A 15,809-nucleotide genomic window follows, 5' to 3' on the forward strand; every position below is an offset into this window, starting at 1 on the left:
TTGTATGATCCAAACCGGGTTCGTTGGGGGACATCGGACCCGCACGGAGGGCCGTGGACGGCGCGGCCGGGGGCGTTCGTCGGTTATTGCGACCGTCGTACGTGCAACCCGGGAGCGGTCTCGACCGTCTCTCTGTGTGCAGTGCGTCCGGTCGTAGTGGGCGCAGCGTCCGCCGGTGAAAGGTTCAGGCATGTCTGGTCAGTGGGGCGAGGGTCCGGCTCGCGGTGACGACGCGCCCGGTGCGCTCACGGCTGACGGTGCCGCCGGCGGTACGCCCGGTGCCCCGGTGCCCGGGCCCCGGGCCGGTGGCCGCGCCGAGGCCCGACGGGCCGCCCAGGGCAAACAGGGCCAGGCCGCCAAGGCCGGTCCGGCCAAGGCCGGTCCGCCTCCGGCCGGTGGCGGCGGACGGGCCGCGGCCAGGGCGGCCGCCCGCAAGCCGAAGCGGGACGTCAAGAAGATCGTCGCCTGGTCCGCCGCCGGTGTGCTGGTGCTGCTGGCGGGCGCCGGCGGGCTCATCTACTACCAGCTGAACGGCAACATCAAGTCCTTCGACGCGGACGCGATCGCCAAGGACCGCCCGCCGGAGGCGCAGGCCGACGCGGACGGCAACAAGCCCGTCAACCTGCTGCTGATCGGCTCCGACAGCCGGGGCAAGAACAACTCCGACCTCGGCGGCGGCGAGGACGGCGGAGCCCGCTCGGACACCACGATCCTGCTGCACGTCTACGCCGACCACAAGCACGCGGTGGGAATTTCGATACCGCGCAACGCGATGGTGGCCATACCGTCCTGCAAGCTGCCCAACGGCAAGTGGACCAAGGGCTCGAACAGCGACCTGTTCAACGCGGCCTTCTCCACCGGCGGCACCGACGAGGGCAACCCCGCCTGCACCCAGAACACCGTGGAGAAGCTCACCGGGATCCGGGTCGACCACACCATGGTGGTGGACTTCCAGGGCTTCTCGGCGATGACCAAGGCGGTCGACGGCGTGGACGTCTGCCTGCCCGAGGACATCTACGAGAAGGACCTCAACGAGAAGCTGCCCGCCAAGGGCGCCGTGGTCCTGAAGAAGGGCCCGCAGAAGGTGGAGGGCCAGCCGGCGCTCGACTACGTGCGGCTGCGGCACGGCATCGGCGACGGCTCCGACATCGGCCGGATGAAGCGCCAGCAGGCCTTCATCAGCTCGCTGGCGTCCAAGATCAAGAAGCAGGGGCTCAACCCGACCACCCTGCTGCCGCTCGCCAACGCCGCCACCAGCTCGCTCACCGTCGACCCCGGCCTCGACAGCGCCGACAAGCTGATGTCCTTCGGCCTCTCGCTGCGCAACATCGACCTGCACGACCTCAAGTTCGTCACCCTGCCCTGGCGCTACCGCACCGTGGACGCCAACATCGACATCGTCCAGGCGGACGCCAAGAAGCTCTGGGACACCCTCAAGGCCGACCAGACCATCGACGGCCAGAACGCCACCGGCGAGCAGCCCGCGGAGGCCCCCTCCCCGACCGCCCCGCCGGCCGTGGCGGCGACCACCGCGTCCACCCCGGCGGCCGTGGCGCACGCCGCTGCGGCCGGCTCCCCGCTCGCCGACACCAAGAGCATCAAGGTGTCGGTCTACACCGGCACCAGCGCCACCGGCATGGCCGGCAAGGCGGCCGAGCAGCTGAAGGCGGCCAAGTTCACCGCCACCGCCGTCGGCCGGGCGGACAACCTCAAGTACACGACCACGATGGTCCAGTACGGCTCCGGGCAGAAGGCGAACGCGGAGAAGGTCGCCGCGGTCTTCCCCGGCGCGGTGGTCGAGCCCGGCACCTCGGCCGGTATCACCGTGATCGTCGGCAAGGACTTCGCGGCGGCCAACGGCGCCACCGCCCCGGGCGCCTCCGGCAGCGCCTCGGGGGCGGCCCCGTCCGCCCCCGCCGTGCCCCAGCCGCTGCCCAGCAGCATCGTCGCCGACGCCCGCTCGGCGGACGACAACATCTGCGACAACACCACCTACGGCTCCGGCGGCTGATCCGCCCCGGCCCCGGTCCTCGCGCGCACCTCCGCCCCGGACTTCCCCCGGTCCCCACGCTCCCCCCGGGGCCCGGGACGCCCCCGGTGCCCCGGACGCATCCCGGGCCCCGGGCGGCCCGCCCGGGCCGCCGCGCCGCCCGTTCCCGCGACGCGCCGCCGGGAATGGGCGGTCGAACGCGCTCCGGCGGGTAAGACTGCACCCATGCTGGGGCTACCGGACGACATCCGCGCTTTCCTGTTCGACCTCGACGGGGTGCTCACCCAGACCGCCACGGTGCACGCCGCGGCCTGGAAGGACACCTTCGACGCCTTCCTGCGCGCCGAAGCCGCCCGCACCGGCGGGCCGTTCACCCCCTTCGACGCCGTCGCCGACTACGACGCCTACGTGGACGGGCGGCCCAGACTCGACGGCACCCGCGCCTTCCTCGGCAGCCGGGGCATCGAGCTGCCCGAGGGCACCGACGCCGACCCGCCGGGCGCCCGCACCGTGCAGGGCGTCAGCCGGGCCAAGAACGACACCGTGCTGCGGATGATCCGCGAGCAGGGCGTCGCCCCGTACCCGGGCTCCGTCGACTACGTGCGCCGGCTGCGCGCGCTCGGCCTGCCCACCGCCGTGGTCTCGTCCAGCGCCAACTGCCGGGACGTGCTGCGCGCCGCGGGCATCGAGGGCTACTTCGACGTGATCGTGGACGGCCTCGTCGCCGCCCGGGACGCACTGCCGGGCAAGCCCGCGCCGGACACCTACCTGGCCGCCGCCCGGACCCTGGGCGTCGAGCCCGCGCACGCCGCCGTGTTCGAGGACGCGCTGGCCGGGGTCGCCTCCGGCCGGGCCGGCGGCTTCGGCGCGGTGGTCGGGGTGGACCGGGTCGGCCAGGCCGCCGAACTGCGCCGCGACGGCGCCACCGTGGTGGTCCGGGACCTCGCCGAACTGATCCCCGACCCCGGGCCGCAGGCCCCCGGCAAGCCCGAGGAGACACCGGCATGACCGGTCAGGAGCAACCCTTCGTCGTCGACCCGTGGCAGGTCGTCGAACCGGGCCTCGACCTCACCTCGATGGCCCGCGCCGAATCCGTGTTCGCGCTCTCCAACGGCCACATCGGCCTGCGCGCCAACCTCGACGAGGGCGAGCCGCACGGCCTGCCCGGCACCTACCTCAACGGTGTCTTCGAGCTGCGCCCGATGCCCTACGGCGAGGGCGGCTACGGCTACCCGGAGTCCAGCCAGAGCGTCATCAACGTCACCAACGGCAAGATCGTCCGGCTGCTGGTCGACGACGAGCCCTTCGACCTCCGCTACGGCGAACTGGTCTCCCACCGCCGCTGGCTGGACTTCCGGGACGGCCTGCTGCGGCGCTCCGCCGAGTGGACCTCCCCGGCCGGGCGGACCGTCCGGGTCGACTCCACCCGGCTGGTCTCGCTCACCCAGCGGGCGGTCGCCGCGGTCGAGTACACCGTGGAGGCGGTGGACGCCCCGGTGCGGATCGTGCTGCAGAGCGAACTCGTGGCCAACGAGCAACTGCCCGGCGGCGCCGACGGCGACCCCAGGGCCGCCGCGGTGCTCGAGGCCCCGCTGCTCGCCGAGGCCAGCCACGCCGGCGGGACGAAGGCGGTGCTGGTGCACCGCACCCGCTACAGCGGCATCCGGGTCGCCGCCGGCATGGACCACGTGATCGAGGGGCCGGACCGGCTGGACACCGTCGCCGAGGCCGAGGACGACCACTGCCGGATCAGCGTCACCACCGTGCTCCGCCCCGGCGAGCGGCTGCGACTGGTGAAGTTCATGGCCTACGGCTGGTCCGGGACCCGCTCGCTGCCCGCCGTCCGGGACCAGGTGGAGGCCGCGCTGACCGCCGCCCGGTACACCGGCTGGGACGACCTGGTCGCCGAACAGGCCGCCTACCTCGAGGAGTTCTGGGAGACCAGCGACGTCGAGATCGAGGGCGACGTCGAACTCCAGCAGGCCGTCAGGTTCGCCCTCTTCCACGTCCTCCAGGCCGGGGCCCGGAGCGAGGAGCGCGCCATCCCGGCCAAGGGCCTGACCGGCCCCGGCTACGACGGGCACAGCTTCTGGGACACCGAGGCCTTCGTCCTGCCGGTGCTCACCTACTGCCTGCCGTCCGCCGTCACCCAGGCCCTGCGCTGGCGGCACACCACCCTGCCGATGGCCCGCGAGCGCGCGGTCCAGCTCGGCCTGGCCGGGGCGGTGTTCCCCTGGCGGACGATCCGCGGCGAGGAGTGCTCCGGCTACTGGCCGGCCGGCACCGCCGCGTTCCACATCGGCGCGGACATCGCGGTCGCCGTCGCCCGCTACGTCCGGACCAGCGGGGACGTCGAGTTCGAGCGCGAGTACGGGCTCGAACTGCTGGTCGAGACGGCCCGGATGTGGCGCTCGCTCGGCCACCACGACGCCGCCGGCCGGTTCCGGATCGAGGGCGTGACCGGCCCCGACGAGTACAGCGCCGTCGCCGACAACAACGTCTACACCAACCTGATGGCGCAGACGAACCTGCTCGCCGCCGCCGAGTCCGCCGCCCGGCACCCGCGCGAGGCCGCCGCGCTCGGCGTCGACACCGAGGAGACGGCCGCCTGGCGGGACGCCGCCGCGGCGATGTTCGTCCCGTACGACGCCGACCTCGGCGTCCACCCGCAGGCCGACGGCTTCACCGACCACCAGGTCTGGGACTTCGAGAACACCCCGGCGGAGAACTACCCGCTGCTGCTGCACTACCCGTACTTCGACCTGTACCGGAAGCAGGTGGTCAAGCAGGCCGACCTGGTGCTCGCCATGCAGGTCCGCGGCGACGCGTTCACCGACGAGCAGAAGGCCCGCAACTTCGCCTACTACGAGCGGCTGACCGTCCGCGACTCCTCGCTCTCCGCGTGCACCCAGGCCGTGATCGCCGCCGAGGTCGGCCAGCTCGACCTCGCCTACGACTACACCGCCGAGGCCGCCCTGATGGACCTCCACGACCTCGGCGGCAACACCCGGGACGGCCTGCACATGGCCTCGCTCGCCGGTGCCTGCATCGCGCTGGTCGCGGGCTTCGGCGGACTGCGCGACCACGGCGAGGCGCTGTGGTTCCGGCCCAGGCTGCCGGCCGGGCTGACCCGGATCGGCTTCTCGCTGCTGATCCGGGGGAAGCTGCTCGCGGTGCGGATCGACCACGACGAGACCACGTACACGCTGCGCCGGGGCGACGTGATCCACCTGCGGCACGACGGGGAGCCGGTGCAGGTGAAGGCCGGCGAACCGGTCTCGCTGCCGACCACCTCGCCGCCCTCCCAGGAGCGCTGCGCCCAGCCGCCCGGCCGCGAACCGGCCCGCCGCCAGCCCCAGGCGGGCGTGCCCGGCGGCCGCATCTCCTCCGGCCCGGACCACCTCGCCGCCGAGTAGACCGCGCTCTCCGGGCGCCCTCCGCCGTCGCCCCCTTCACCCCTACGGGCCACCCCCGGGTGCGGGGGGCGGCGGGGCGGCGGAGGGTGCTGGTGTCGTGCGTCCCCGGCAGCAGGAGATCCCCGTGGTGAGTGTGGCCGAGCAGATGGTGGCGGTGCTCCGGCAGGCCGGCGTGGAGCGGGTCTACGGCGTGGTCGGCGACAGCCTGAATCCCGTGGTGGACGCCATCCGCCGGACGGAGGGCATCGGCTGGGTGCACGTCCGCAACGAGGAGGCCGGTGCCTTCGCCGCCGCCGCCGAGGCCGAGCTGACCGGCCGGCTCGCGGTCTGCGCCGGCTCCTGCGGCCCCGGCAACACCCACCTCGTCCAGGGCCTCTACGACGCGCAGCGCAGCGGCGTCCCCGTGCTCGCCCTGGCCTCCCACATCCCCTCCGGCCAGATCGGCACCGGCTTCTTCCAGGAGACCCACCCGGAGCGGGTGTTCACCGACTGCAGCGGCTGGTGCGAGATGCTCTCCACCGCCGCCCAGATGCCCCGGCTGCTGCGGATCGCGATCCAGCACGCCCTCGGCGCCCGGGACGTCTCGGTGCTGGCCTTCCCCGGCGACGTGGCGGCGCTGCCCGCCGCCGCCCCGACCGGCAGCAGCCACTTCCTCACCGAACGGGCCGTCGCCGCCCCGCCCTGGTCCCAGGTGCAGGAGCTGGCCCGGCTGCTCAACGCCGCGCCCAGGGTGGCGCTGTTCTGCGGCGCGGGCGTCCGCGACGCGCACGCCGAGGTGATGGAGCTCGCGGCCACCCTGTGCGCGCCGGTCGGGCACTCCCTGCGCGGCAAGGAGTGGATCCAGTACGACAACCCGTACGACGTCGGGATGAGCGGCCTGCTCGGCTACGGCGCCTGCCACGAGGCCCTGCACTCCGCCGACCTCGTCCTGCTGCTGGGCACCGACTTCCCCTACGACTCCTTCCTGCCCCAGGCCCGCACCGTCCAGGTGGACCACGACGCCACCCGGCTCGGCCGCAGGACGGCGCTGGACCTCGCCGTGCACGGCGACGTCCCGGCCACCCTGCGGGCGGTGCTGCCGCTGCTGGAGCGCAAGACCGACCGGACCTTCCTCGACGACATGCTGCGCCGCCACTGCCGGGCGCTGGAGGACGTGGTCGGCGCCTACACCCGGGACATCGCGAAGCACCTGCCGATCCACCCGGAGTACGTGGCCTCGGTGCTGGACGAGGTGGCCGCCGACGACGCGGTCTTCACCGTCGACACCGGGATGAACAACGTCTGGGCCGCCCGGTACCTGCGGCCCAACGGGCGCCGCCGGGTCATCGGCTCCTTCCTGCACGGGTCGATGGCCAACGCGCTGCCGCACGCGATCGGCGCCCAACTCGCCTTCCCGGGGCGGCAGGTGGTGGCGATGTCGGGCGACGGCGGGCTGTCGATGCTGCTCGGCGAGCTGCTCACGGTGGCCAGGCACCGGTTGCCGGTGAAGACCGTGGTCTTCAACAACGGCGCGCTCGGCATGATCAAGCTGGAGATGCTGGTGTCCGGCTACCCGGAGTCGGAGGTCGACAACGGGGACGTCGACTACGCCGGGATCGCCCGGGCGATGGGCATCCCGGCCAAGCGGGTCACCGAGCCGGCGCGGGTGCGGGAGGTTCTGGCGGAGGCGCTGGAACGGCCCGGCCCGGCTCTGGTGGACGTGGTCACCGACCCGAACGCGCTGTCCGTGCCGCCGCACATCACCGCGGCCCAGCTGAAGGGCTTCGCGCTGGCCGCCGGCCGTACGGTGCTGTCGGGCGGGGTGGGGCGCATGATCGACCTGGCCCGGTCCAATCTGCGGAACATCCCCCGGCCGTAGGGCCCGCCCCGGCGGCGGGGTCCGCCGCCGGTCGTCGGGGGGTGCCGGTCGTCGGACGTCCGGTCGTCGGGGGGCGGCCGCCGGAGGCCCCGGTCGTCGGAGGTGCCGGCGCCGGGTGGTTCGGGCTCACGGGGTGATTTGCCTCATGGGCAAAAAGTTTTGCCCGAGCGGCACAAGAGGTGTCCACTGGGCACATGACCACCAGCCCAGCCGGTCCGCCCGCCGAACCCGGCGTTCCCGCCGCCACCGTCCCGGTCGCCCCCGCGGACGAGCACGAGACGCCGGAGGTGGCCGGCCTCGCCGCGAGGCTGCGCGAGCACCGGCTCGGCAGCCGCCTCACCCTCGAGGTCGCCGCCGCCCGGGTCGGTCTCTCCCCAGCCTACTTGTCCCGGCTGGAGACCGGGCGCCGGCAGCCCTCGCTGCCCGTCCTGCTCGGCCTCGCCCGCGCCTACGGTACCTCCGTCTCCGGTCTGCTCGGCGAGGCGTTCACCGAGCCCGACCCGGTGGTGCGCGGCGGTGCGATCGAACCGGGCCGGGCCGGCGGCTGGGGCTACCGGCGGGCCGGCGCGCCCGGCCGGGCGATGCAGGCGCTGCGCGTGCACGTCCCCCCGGGCGTGCAGGACGCGGTGGTCCGGGTCCACCCGGGCGAGGAGTGGCTGTACGTGCTCCGCGGCCGGCTCAGGCTGACCCTCGGCGAGCGGGTCCACCTGCTCGACGAGGGCGACTCGGCGCACTTCGACTCGCTCACGCCGCACTGCATCGCCGCCGACTCCTCGTCCGGGGTCGAGCTGCTCTTCATGCACACCCTGCTGCAGAGCCCCGGCGGCGAACTCTGTCTCGGCGGCGGCCCCGCCGCCCCGCACCACTGACCCGACGTCAGGACATCCGGAGGAGATCCCCATGGCCGATCCCACCACCACCGAGACCGGGGCCGTGTCCGCCCCCGCCGCCGCTGTGCCCGCCGCCGCAGTCCCCGCCCCTCCGGCCGTCGCGGCCGTGCGCGAGAAGCCGGCCAAGACCATCGACGCGGGCAAGCAGGCCAACCGCCGCATCGGCGTCCGCCTGGTGATCTACACCGTCGCCACCCATGCCTTCGCCGGCTTCATCCTGCTCCTCTTCGAGCTGGGAAACCGCAACAAGTAGCCCGCCGCCGGGGGCTGTTCAGCTCTCGCGGAGGATCCCGCAGAGGGCGTCCAGGGCGGCCGGGAAGGCGCGGTCGGACGGCGTCGCGTAGCCGACGACCAGGGCCGGAGCGACCCCCGGGGCTCCGGAGTCCGGGGCGGCGTCCGGAGCGGTCCCGGGAGCGGTGTCCGGCCGGGCGTCCGGCGCGGCGGGCGGCTCCGGGGCCCGTTCGGCGTCCGGCCCGGCCCGGTACCAGTCGAGCCCGCTGAGGACCAGGCCGGCCGCCCGGGCCCGCTCCAGCAGCTCCGCCTCCGGACGGGAGCCCGGCGGCAGCTGCAGGACGGCGTGCAGTCCGGCGGCGATCCCGGTCACCCGCACCCGCGGCGCCCGCTCGGCGAGCGCCGCGACCAGCAGGTCCCGGCGGCGCCGGTAGTGCAGCCGGCAGCGCCGCACGTGCCGGTCGTAGCGGCCCGAGGTGATCAGCTCGGCGAAGGTGAGCTGGTCGGTCACCGGACTCATGGTGTCCGCCAGGGACTTGAGCCGGGCGACCGGCTCCACCAGCTCGTCCGGGAGGGCCAGCCAGGCCAGCCGCAGACCGGGGGCCAGGCTCTTGGCGGCGGTGCCGCCGTACACCACGCGGTCCGGATCGAGTGCCTGCATCGCGCCCAGCGGCTGCCGGTCGTAGCGGAACTCGCCGTCGTAGTCGTCCTCGATCACGTACCCGTCCCGCTCCCGGGCCCAGCGGACGGCCGCCGCCCGCCGGTCGGCGGCCAGCGCCGCCCCGGTCGGGAACTGGTGGGCCGGGGTGAGCAGCACCGCCCCCGGGGGCTCCGCGCCACCGCCCGGGCCGTCCAGCAGATCGGTACGCGCCCCGTCGCGGTCCAGCGGCAGCGGGACGAGGCCGAGCCCGGCCGCCCGCAGGACCTCGCGCTGCGGCGGCAGCCCGTAGCCCTCGACCGCGATCCGGCCCGCCCCGCGCCCGCGCAGCGCGGCGGCCAGCAGGCCGAGGCCCTGGCCGAAGCCGGCGCACACCAGCAGCCGGTCCGGATCCGTGCGCACGCCCCGGACCCGGGCCAGGTAGTCGCTGAGCGCCCGCCGCAGCTCGATCCGGCCGAGCGGCGAGCCGTAGTCGAAGGCGTCGTGCGGGGCGACGGCCAGCGCCCGCCGGGCGCTGGCCAGCCAGGCGCTGCGCGGGAACAGCGAGAGGTCGGGCCGTCCGGCGAGCAGGTCGTGCCGCCCGGTGGGCCGGCGGTCGGCGCGGACGGTGACGGGGCGCCCGGCGGGCCGGGGCGCGGCGCGCTCGGCGACCGTGGTGCCGGAACCCGGGCGGGCACCGAGCCAGCCCTCGGCGGTCAGCTGCCCGTACACCTCGACGACGGTGTTGCGGGCGATGCCGAGGTCCTCGCCCAGCGCCCGGGAGGACGGCAGCCGGGTGCCCGGGGCGAGCCGCCCGTCCTGGACGGCCTCGCGCAGCGCGTCCTCCAGGGCGGCCCGCAGCCCGGCCCCGGCGGCCCGGCGTTCACCGAGGTCCAGGTGCAGGTCGCCGCCGAACGCCGTCCACGGGGCGTTGTCGCGGACCCGGCCGCCGCGGCCGCCGCGGGGCGCGTCGCCGGAGGCCCCGGAGCTGTCCCGGGGGGCGCTCCGGGGGGTGTCGGGAGCGTTCCGGGGGGCGCTCGGCACGGGGCCGGGGGTCGTTCGGGGGCGGCTCATGGCGGGATTATCCCCGCGCTCCCCGCGGCCCGCGGATCTCCGATACATTGCGCCGGACGCACGACCGCGGTGGGGGTGGCGAACATGGCTGGCCAGTACGGGAGTTCGGCGGTGCCGCGGCGGCGCCGCCCCGGTCGCGGGGGCTGCCTCGGCGCCTTCCTGGCGCTGCTGTGCTGCGGGGCACTGGGCTACCCGCTGGCCGTACCGGTCCTGATACCGGCCCTGATGGCGGCCCAGAGCCCGCCGCAGCACGTCACCCCGGGGCAGTACGCGGTCCTGGCCGGCATCGCGTACGCGGTCGCGCTGCTGCTCGACCGGCAGGCGTCCCGGCGCCGCCGCCGGGTCGCGCCCTGGGTGCTGCCCGTCCGGGCCGCCGTCCTGGCCGGCGCCTGTTCGCTGCTCGCCCACCTGGTCGGCGCGTACGCGGTGCCGAAGCTCCTCGGCACCCAGGACCCGGCCTCGGCGAACGGTTACGCCCTGCAGTGCCTCGCGGTCGGCGCCTTCGCCTGGGGCTGGCGGACCTCGCTCCGCGCCTGGGCCGGCGACCTGCTGGAACGGCCGCCGGTCCGCCCGGCCCGCACCGGCACCGGGCGCTCCGCCACGCGCACCACCACCGTCACCCGGCCGTCGGCGGGGGAGGTGTGGGTGGCGATGGTGCCGTTCCGGGACCGGGCGGAGGCCGCCCGGCACTACTGCGTCGTGGTCGGCACCCGGTCCGGCTACGCCGAGGTGCTGCAGATCACGAGCAAGGACAAGGACCACCGGGACGACTACATCCGGATGGAGAACGAGGGCTGGGACCGCACCGGCAAGGCCTCCTGGGTGGAGATCGGGCTGGCCCCGCGCCGGGTGCCGTACGACAGCTTCCTCTCCGACCACCCGCAGGGCCCCTGCCCGCCGCGGATCTGGCGGGAGATCCAGCGCCGCCAGGCCGCCCTCGGCGCCGCCCGCCCGCCGCGCCCGCGTCCGGTCGGCGGCACCGGACCGGTCGGCGGCTCGGGCCCGTCCGGCCGCGGCCCGCGCCGCCCCCCGACCTCCGCCCGCGGCCCCCACGCCTGACCCGGATCAGCCCCAGGTCGCGCCGGCGGGCTCCTGGACCGTCGCGTTGATCCGGTTGAAGAAGTTCGTCAGCCCGATCATCAGGATGATCGCCGAGAGCTGCTCCTCGTCGAAGTGGTCCGCCGCCGCGTCCCAGACCGCGTCCGGCACCGCCTGGCCGGAACGGTCGGCGATCCGGGTCGCCGCCTCGGTGAGTTCGAGTGCGGCCCGCTCCTCCTCGTCGAAGAACGGCGCCTCCCGCCAGGCGGCGACGGCGTGCAGCCGCTCGTCCGTCTCACCGGCCTTCTTGGCACCGGTGACGCCGGCGAACACGCAGGCGCTGCACCCGTTGATCTGGCTGGCCCGCAGGTGCACCAGCTCCAGGATCCGGTGCGGGACCCCGCCCTGGTACATCGCCTTGTAGATGCTCTGGATGCCCTTCATGGCGTCCGGCAGGACCATGGCGGGGTTCTTCATGCGGGCGGTGTGGGTGGTGGCGCGGGCGGTCGCGTTGGTGGTCATCGGTGGCTCCTCGGTCTGGGTCGTCCGCGTCCTCGTCACGCGGAGCGGTTAACGTCCGTCAAAGAACCGACGGATCCCGATGCGAGGATGTGACAGGTGGACGGGGAAGATTTTCTGGCGGACCGCTTCGAGGAGCACCGGCCCCATCTCCGGGCGGTGGCCTACCGGATGCTCGGCTCGCTGAGCGAGGCCGAGGACGCGGTACAGGAGACCTGGTTCAAACTGAGCCGCTCCGACGTCAGCGAGGTGGCCAACCTGGCCGGCTGGCTGACCACCGTGGTCGGACGGGTCTGCCTGGACCTGCTGCGCTCGCGGGTGGCCCGCCGCGAGGACCCGCTGGAGCACCAGGACGGCAAGGAGGTCAGGCTGCCCGATCCGGTCATCGGCGGCCTCCGGGCCCTCGACCCCGAACAGGAGATACTCACGGCCGACTCGGTCGGCATCGCACTGATGATCGTCCTGGAGACGCTGGCACCGGCGGAGCGGCTCGCCTTCGTCCTGCACGACATGTTCTCGGTGCCGTTCGACGAGATCGCCCCGATCCTCGACCGCACCTCCGCCTCCACCCGCCAGCTCGCCAGCCGCGCCCGGCGACGGGTCCAGGGCGCCGCACCGGCGCCGGACAGCGACCTGGCGCTGCGCCGCGAGGTGGTGCAGGCGTTCCTGACCGCCGCCCGCGGCGGGGACTTCGAGGCGCTGCTCGCCGTCCTCGACCCCGACGTGGTGGCCAGGACCGACGCCGGCGCGCTGCGCCCGGCGGTGCTGCGGCGCGGCGCCCGGAACGTGGCGGCCGGGGCGAGCGCGTTCGGTTCGCGCTTCGACGGACAGTCGCGCCTGCTGCTGGTCGACGGCGAACCGGCGGTGGCCACCTTCACCGACGGCCGCCCGGTCTCGCTCGCGGTGTTCACCGTGCGCGGCGGCAAGGTCACGGCGCTGCACATCTTCGCCGACCCGGAGCGTCTGGAGCGGCTCGGCCTGACGGCCGGCTGACGCGGTGCCCCCCCCGCCGCCGACCGGGTGCCCGCCCGGCCGGCGGCGGGGGCGGCGCGCCGGCCCCCTGCCTCCCCGCGGCGCCGGACCCCTGCCTCCCCGCCGCTCCGTCCGGCAGGATGTCGAAAAGATCCTGCTCCTGGGATGTCGAGGTGGCGTGCTCCGCTCCGACCGAAGGGTGAGAGCGCCCCGAACGGAGCGCACGGACCGGGAGGACACCCGAGATGAAGTACATCGCGATGATCTACGGCAACCAGGCCAAGTGGGACGCGTTCCCGGCCGAGGAGTGGCCGGCGGCGATCGCCAAGCAGGAGGCGTTCAACACCAGGTACCGGGAGACCGGCGAACTCCTCGGCGCCTACGGCCTCGCCGACGCGGCCGCCGCCCAACTGGTCCGCCGCGCCGAGGGCCTGCCCGTCGTCACCGACGGCCCGTACCTGGAGACCAAGGAGTACCTGGCCAGCTTCTACCTCCTCGACTGCGAGAGCCTGGAACGCGCCCAGCGGATCGCCGCCGACATGCCCTTCGCCGACGTCGACCCGGTGGAGCTGTGGCCGGTCCTGCACGAGTCCCCGTCCCCCGACGCGGCGGACGTGTGAGCGGCGGCCCACTCCCCGGACCGGACGGCCCCGAGAGGCTGCCGGACGGACCGGACGGACCGGACGGACCGGGCGGACCGGATGGACCGGGCGGACCGGGCGGACCGGGCGGCCTGGGCGGACCGGGCGACCTCGGGGGTCTGCTGCGCGAACTCGCGCCGCAGGCCCTCGGGGCGCTGGTGCGCCGCTACGGCCGCGGCCTCTTCGACGCCTGCGAGGACGCCGTGCAGGAGGCGCTGATCGCCGCCGCCACCCAGTGGCCGGCCGAGGGCGTGCCGGACAACCCCCGCGGCTGGCTGGTGACGGTCGCCTCCCGGCGGCTGGTCGACACCGTCCGCAGCGAGGCGGCCCGCCGCCGCCGCGAGGACGCCCTCGCCCTCGCCACCCCGCAGTCCGCCCTGCTCGGCCCCGCCCCCGACGCGGCGGCCGACGCAGACCGGGACGACTCCCTGCACCTGCTGTTCCTCTGCTGCCACCCCGACCTGTCCGCACCCAGCCGGATCGCCCTCACCCTGCGCGCCGTCGGCGGTCTGACGACGGCGCGGATCGCGGCCGCGTTCCTGGTGCCCGAGGCGACGATGGCGCAGCGGATCAGCCGCGCGAAGCAGACCGTCCGCTCCTCCGGCCTGCCCGCACGGCAGCCGGCCGAGCGCCTCGCCGAGGTCCGCCAGGTCCTGTACCTGATCTTCAACGAGGGCTACACCACCAGCGACGGCGAGGACCTGACCGCCCCGGAACTCTCCACCGAGGCGATCCGGCTGGCCCGGCTGCTGCTCCGGCTGGTCCCGGACGACCCCGAGACCGCCGGACTGCTCGCCCTCATGCTGCTCACGGACGCCCGCCGGCCCGCCCGCACCGGCCCGGGCGGGGTCCTGGTGCCGCTGGCGGAGCAGGACCGTTCGCGGTGGAACCGGCCCCTGCTGGAGGAGGGCGTGGCCCTGATCGGCCGGACCCTGCCGCGCGGACCGGTCGGCCCGTACCAGGTCCAGGCCGCGATCGCCGCCGTGCACGACGAGGCGCCGGACGCGGACTCCACGGACTGGCCGCAGATCCTGGCCCTCTACGACGTGCTCGAGGGCTTCGGGCCGAACCCCTTCGTCACCCTCAACCGGGCCGTCGCCCTCGCCCTGGTGGACGGGCCGGCGGCCGGCCTGGCCGCGCTCGCCCCGCTGGCGGAGGACCGGAGGTTCGCCCGCCACCACCGCCTCCTCGCCACCCGGGCCCACCTGCTGGAACTGCTCGGCGACCCGGCGGCCGCCACCGCCTACCGCGAGGCCGCCCGCCGCACCACCAGCGCCCCCGAACGCCGGCACCTCACCGAGCGGGCGCGCCGGCTGGAGGCCGGGGGGCTTTCGGGGACCGACCACCGACCGGGGACCGACCACCGACCGGAGACCGACCACCGATGACCGAACGCACCGTGATCCGCGACGACGTCACCCTCGTCTGCCACGACCGTGGCGGCGACGGCCCGCCGCTGCTCCTGCTGCACGGACTCGCCGGGTACGGGGGCGAGTGGGACCCGCTCGCCCGGCACCTCGGGACGCGGTTCCGGGTGGTCACCGTCGACCAGCGCGGCCACGGCGCGAGCACCCGCCGCCCGGCCGACGTCTCCCGGGCGGCCCACGTCGCCGACGTGGCCGCCGTGATCGGGCAACTGGACCTCGGCCCGGTGACCCTGCTCGGCCAGTCCTACGGTGCGCACGCCGCGATGCTGGCCGCGGCCGCGCACCCGGAGCTCGTGGAGCGCCTGGTGCTGGTCGAGGCCGGACCGGCCGCCACTCCGGCCGGGACCGTCGCCGACATCGGCGCCTGGTTCGCCTCCTGGCCCGCCCCGTTCGCCACGCTGTCGGCCGCCGTGGAATTCCTCGGCGGCGGCCCCGTCGGCGAGGCATGGGCGGCCGGGCTGGAGGAACGCGCCGACGGCCGGCACCCGCGCTTCGACCCCGACATCATGGTGGCGGCCCTGACCGACAACACCCATCGCTCCTGGTGGGCCGAGTGGGGCCGGATCGCCTGCCCCACCCTGCTCGTCCTCGCGCAGTCCACCATCATCGACGCCGAGCAGCTCGACCGCATGCACCGCGACCGCCCCGACGCCGTCCTGGCCAGCGTCCCCGGCACCACCCACGACCTCCACCTCGAACGCCCGGAGGCGCTGGCGGAGTTGCTCGAGGAGTTCTGCGCCGCCGGAGCCCCCCGCCACTGACCCGCCGCTGACCCGCCGCCACCGGCCCTCCCCGCGCGCGCCGCGCAGGAAGTCGGCGCGCTCGACTTCCTGCGCGACCGCTGTGTCCTCGGGCCTCCGGGGTGCGGAGTCGTGCAGAAAGGTTTCCTCTTGGTGCGGTCGACTCGCTGGCGTGTCCCGGCCCGCCCCGGGGCACGGCGGTGACGGGTGCGGGTGCGGTGCCCCTGAGTGGTGCGGGAAGTCGGTGTGCTCGACTTCCTGCGTGGGTGCCGAGTCCGGGTCCTCGGGGGTGCGGCGCCGATTCCGTTCGGGAGGTGGATGCTGCTGCCTCCCTGCACGGACGCCGCCCGGTTGCTGCGTTCTCGGGCCGCCGCGT

The 15,809-nt window shown here is 75.1% G+C and carries 13 protein-coding genes; 11 read left to right on the forward strand and 2 right to left on the reverse strand.

Going from position 1 to position 15,809, the window contains the following annotated elements; translation table 11 throughout:
* Positions 1–190: 190 nt before the first annotated feature.
* The 6 genes from ACIPYS_RS33590 (at position 191) to ACIPYS_RS33615 (ending at position 8,407) form a co-directional block, all read left to right on the forward strand.
* Complete coding sequence (locus ACIPYS_RS33590; protein WP_400753380.1) at positions 191–2,011, forward strand: LCP family protein; 1,821 nt, start codon at positions 191–193, stop codon at positions 2,009–2,011.
* A gap of 204 nt (positions 2,012–2,215) precedes the next feature.
* A complete protein-coding gene (locus ACIPYS_RS33595; RefSeq protein ID WP_173862091.1) occupies positions 2,216–2,998 on the forward strand; it encodes an HAD family phosphatase in 783 nt (260 codons plus the stop codon).
* Positions 2,995–5,406, forward strand: coding sequence for a glycoside hydrolase family 65 protein (locus ACIPYS_RS33600; RefSeq protein ID WP_093861402.1), 2,412 nt, complete (start codon positions 2,995–2,997; stop codon positions 5,404–5,406). The genes ACIPYS_RS33595 and ACIPYS_RS33600 overlap by 4 nt, the downstream gene beginning before the upstream one ends.
* Before the next feature lie 118 nt (positions 5,407–5,524).
* Entirely contained in the window at positions 5,525–7,264 is a 1,740-nt protein-coding gene (locus ACIPYS_RS33605) for a pyruvate dehydrogenase (RefSeq protein WP_400753471.1), read from the forward strand.
* Between the two features lie 194 nt (positions 7,265–7,458).
* Positions 7,459–8,133 carry a helix-turn-helix domain-containing protein gene (locus ACIPYS_RS33610; protein WP_400753385.1) on the forward strand — a complete coding sequence of 225 codons (675 nt, stop codon included), beginning with the start codon at positions 7,459–7,461 and terminating at the stop codon, positions 8,131–8,133.
* Between the two features lie 31 nt (positions 8,134–8,164).
* Positions 8,165–8,407: a DUF6126 family protein gene (locus ACIPYS_RS33615; RefSeq protein ID WP_093861404.1), complete on the forward strand. Its 243-nt coding sequence runs from the start codon at positions 8,165–8,167 to the stop codon at positions 8,405–8,407.
* An 18-nt stretch (positions 8,408–8,425) separates the two neighbouring features.
* Here ACIPYS_RS33615 and ACIPYS_RS33620 read toward each other — a convergent pair whose 3' ends face one another.
* Complete coding sequence (locus tag ACIPYS_RS33620; RefSeq protein ID WP_400753389.1) at positions 8,426–10,096, reverse strand: PLP-dependent aminotransferase family protein; 1,671 nt, start codon at positions 10,094–10,096, stop codon at positions 8,426–8,428.
* 84 nt (positions 10,097–10,180) lie between these two features.
* Between ACIPYS_RS33620 and ACIPYS_RS33625 the strand changes: the two genes are divergently transcribed.
* Positions 10,181–11,155, forward strand: a complete 975-nt coding sequence (locus tag ACIPYS_RS33625) for a hypothetical protein (RefSeq protein WP_159424960.1) — start codon at positions 10,181–10,183, stop codon at positions 11,153–11,155.
* A 6-nt stretch (positions 11,156–11,161) separates the two neighbouring features.
* Here ACIPYS_RS33625 and ACIPYS_RS33630 read toward each other — a convergent pair whose 3' ends face one another.
* Positions 11,162–11,656, reverse strand: a complete 495-nt coding sequence (locus ACIPYS_RS33630) for a carboxymuconolactone decarboxylase family protein (protein ID WP_231977710.1) — start codon at positions 11,654–11,656, stop codon at positions 11,162–11,164.
* Positions 11,657–11,752: 96 nt separating this feature from the next.
* Here ACIPYS_RS33630 and ACIPYS_RS33635 point away from each other — a divergent pair, with 96 nt between their 5' ends.
* The 4 genes from ACIPYS_RS33635 (at position 11,753) to ACIPYS_RS33650 (ending at position 15,454) form a co-directional block, all read left to right on the forward strand.
* A complete protein-coding gene (locus tag ACIPYS_RS33635) occupies positions 11,753–12,646 on the forward strand; it encodes a sigma-70 family RNA polymerase sigma factor (protein WP_400753392.1) in 894 nt (297 codons plus the stop codon).
* 224 nt (positions 12,647–12,870) lie between these two features.
* Entirely contained in the window at positions 12,871–13,245 is a 375-nt protein-coding gene (locus ACIPYS_RS33640; RefSeq protein WP_093861408.1) for a YciI family protein, read from the forward strand.
* 113 nt (positions 13,246–13,358) lie between these two features.
* Entirely contained in the window at positions 13,359–14,654 is a 1,296-nt protein-coding gene (locus tag ACIPYS_RS33645; protein WP_400753474.1) for an RNA polymerase sigma factor, read from the forward strand.
* Entirely contained in the window at positions 14,651–15,454 is an 804-nt protein-coding gene (locus ACIPYS_RS33650; RefSeq protein WP_400753396.1) for an alpha/beta fold hydrolase, read from the forward strand. The genes ACIPYS_RS33645 and ACIPYS_RS33650 overlap by 4 nt, the downstream gene beginning before the upstream one ends.
* Positions 15,455–15,809: the final 355 nt, after the last annotated feature.

Source organism: Kitasatospora sp. NPDC089913, assembly GCF_044748625.1.
In the GTDB taxonomy this organism is placed as follows: Bacteria; Actinomycetota; Actinomycetes; order Streptomycetales; family Streptomycetaceae; genus Kitasatospora.

Coding starts and splice junctions, on each gene's coding strand:
- ACIPYS_RS33590 (WP_400753380.1), top strand. CDS start 191: ATGTCTGGTCAGTGGGGCGAGGGTCCGGCTCGCGGTGACGACGCGCCC.
- ACIPYS_RS33595 (WP_173862091.1), top strand. CDS start 2,216: ATGCTGGGGCTACCGGACGACATCCGCGCTTTCCTGTTCGACCTCGAC.
- ACIPYS_RS33600 (WP_093861402.1), top strand. CDS start 2,995: ATGACCGGTCAGGAGCAACCCTTCGTCGTCGACCCGTGGCAGGTCGTC.
- ACIPYS_RS33610 (WP_400753385.1), top strand. CDS start 7,459: ATGACCACCAGCCCAGCCGGTCCGCCCGCCGAACCCGGCGTTCCCGCC.
- ACIPYS_RS33615 (WP_093861404.1), top strand. CDS start 8,165: ATGGCCGATCCCACCACCACCGAGACCGGGGCCGTGTCCGCCCCCGCC.
- ACIPYS_RS33620 (WP_400753389.1), bottom strand. CDS start 10,096: ATGAGCCGCCCCCGAACGACCCCCGGCCCCGTGCCGAGCGCCCCCCGG.
- ACIPYS_RS33625 (WP_159424960.1), top strand. CDS start 10,181: ATGGCTGGCCAGTACGGGAGTTCGGCGGTGCCGCGGCGGCGCCGCCCC.
- ACIPYS_RS33630 (WP_231977710.1), bottom strand. CDS start 11,656: ATGACCACCAACGCGACCGCCCGCGCCACCACCCACACCGCCCGCATG.
- ACIPYS_RS33640 (WP_093861408.1), top strand. CDS start 12,871: ATGAAGTACATCGCGATGATCTACGGCAACCAGGCCAAGTGGGACGCG.
- ACIPYS_RS33650 (WP_400753396.1), top strand. CDS start 14,651: ATGACCGAACGCACCGTGATCCGCGACGACGTCACCCTCGTCTGCCAC.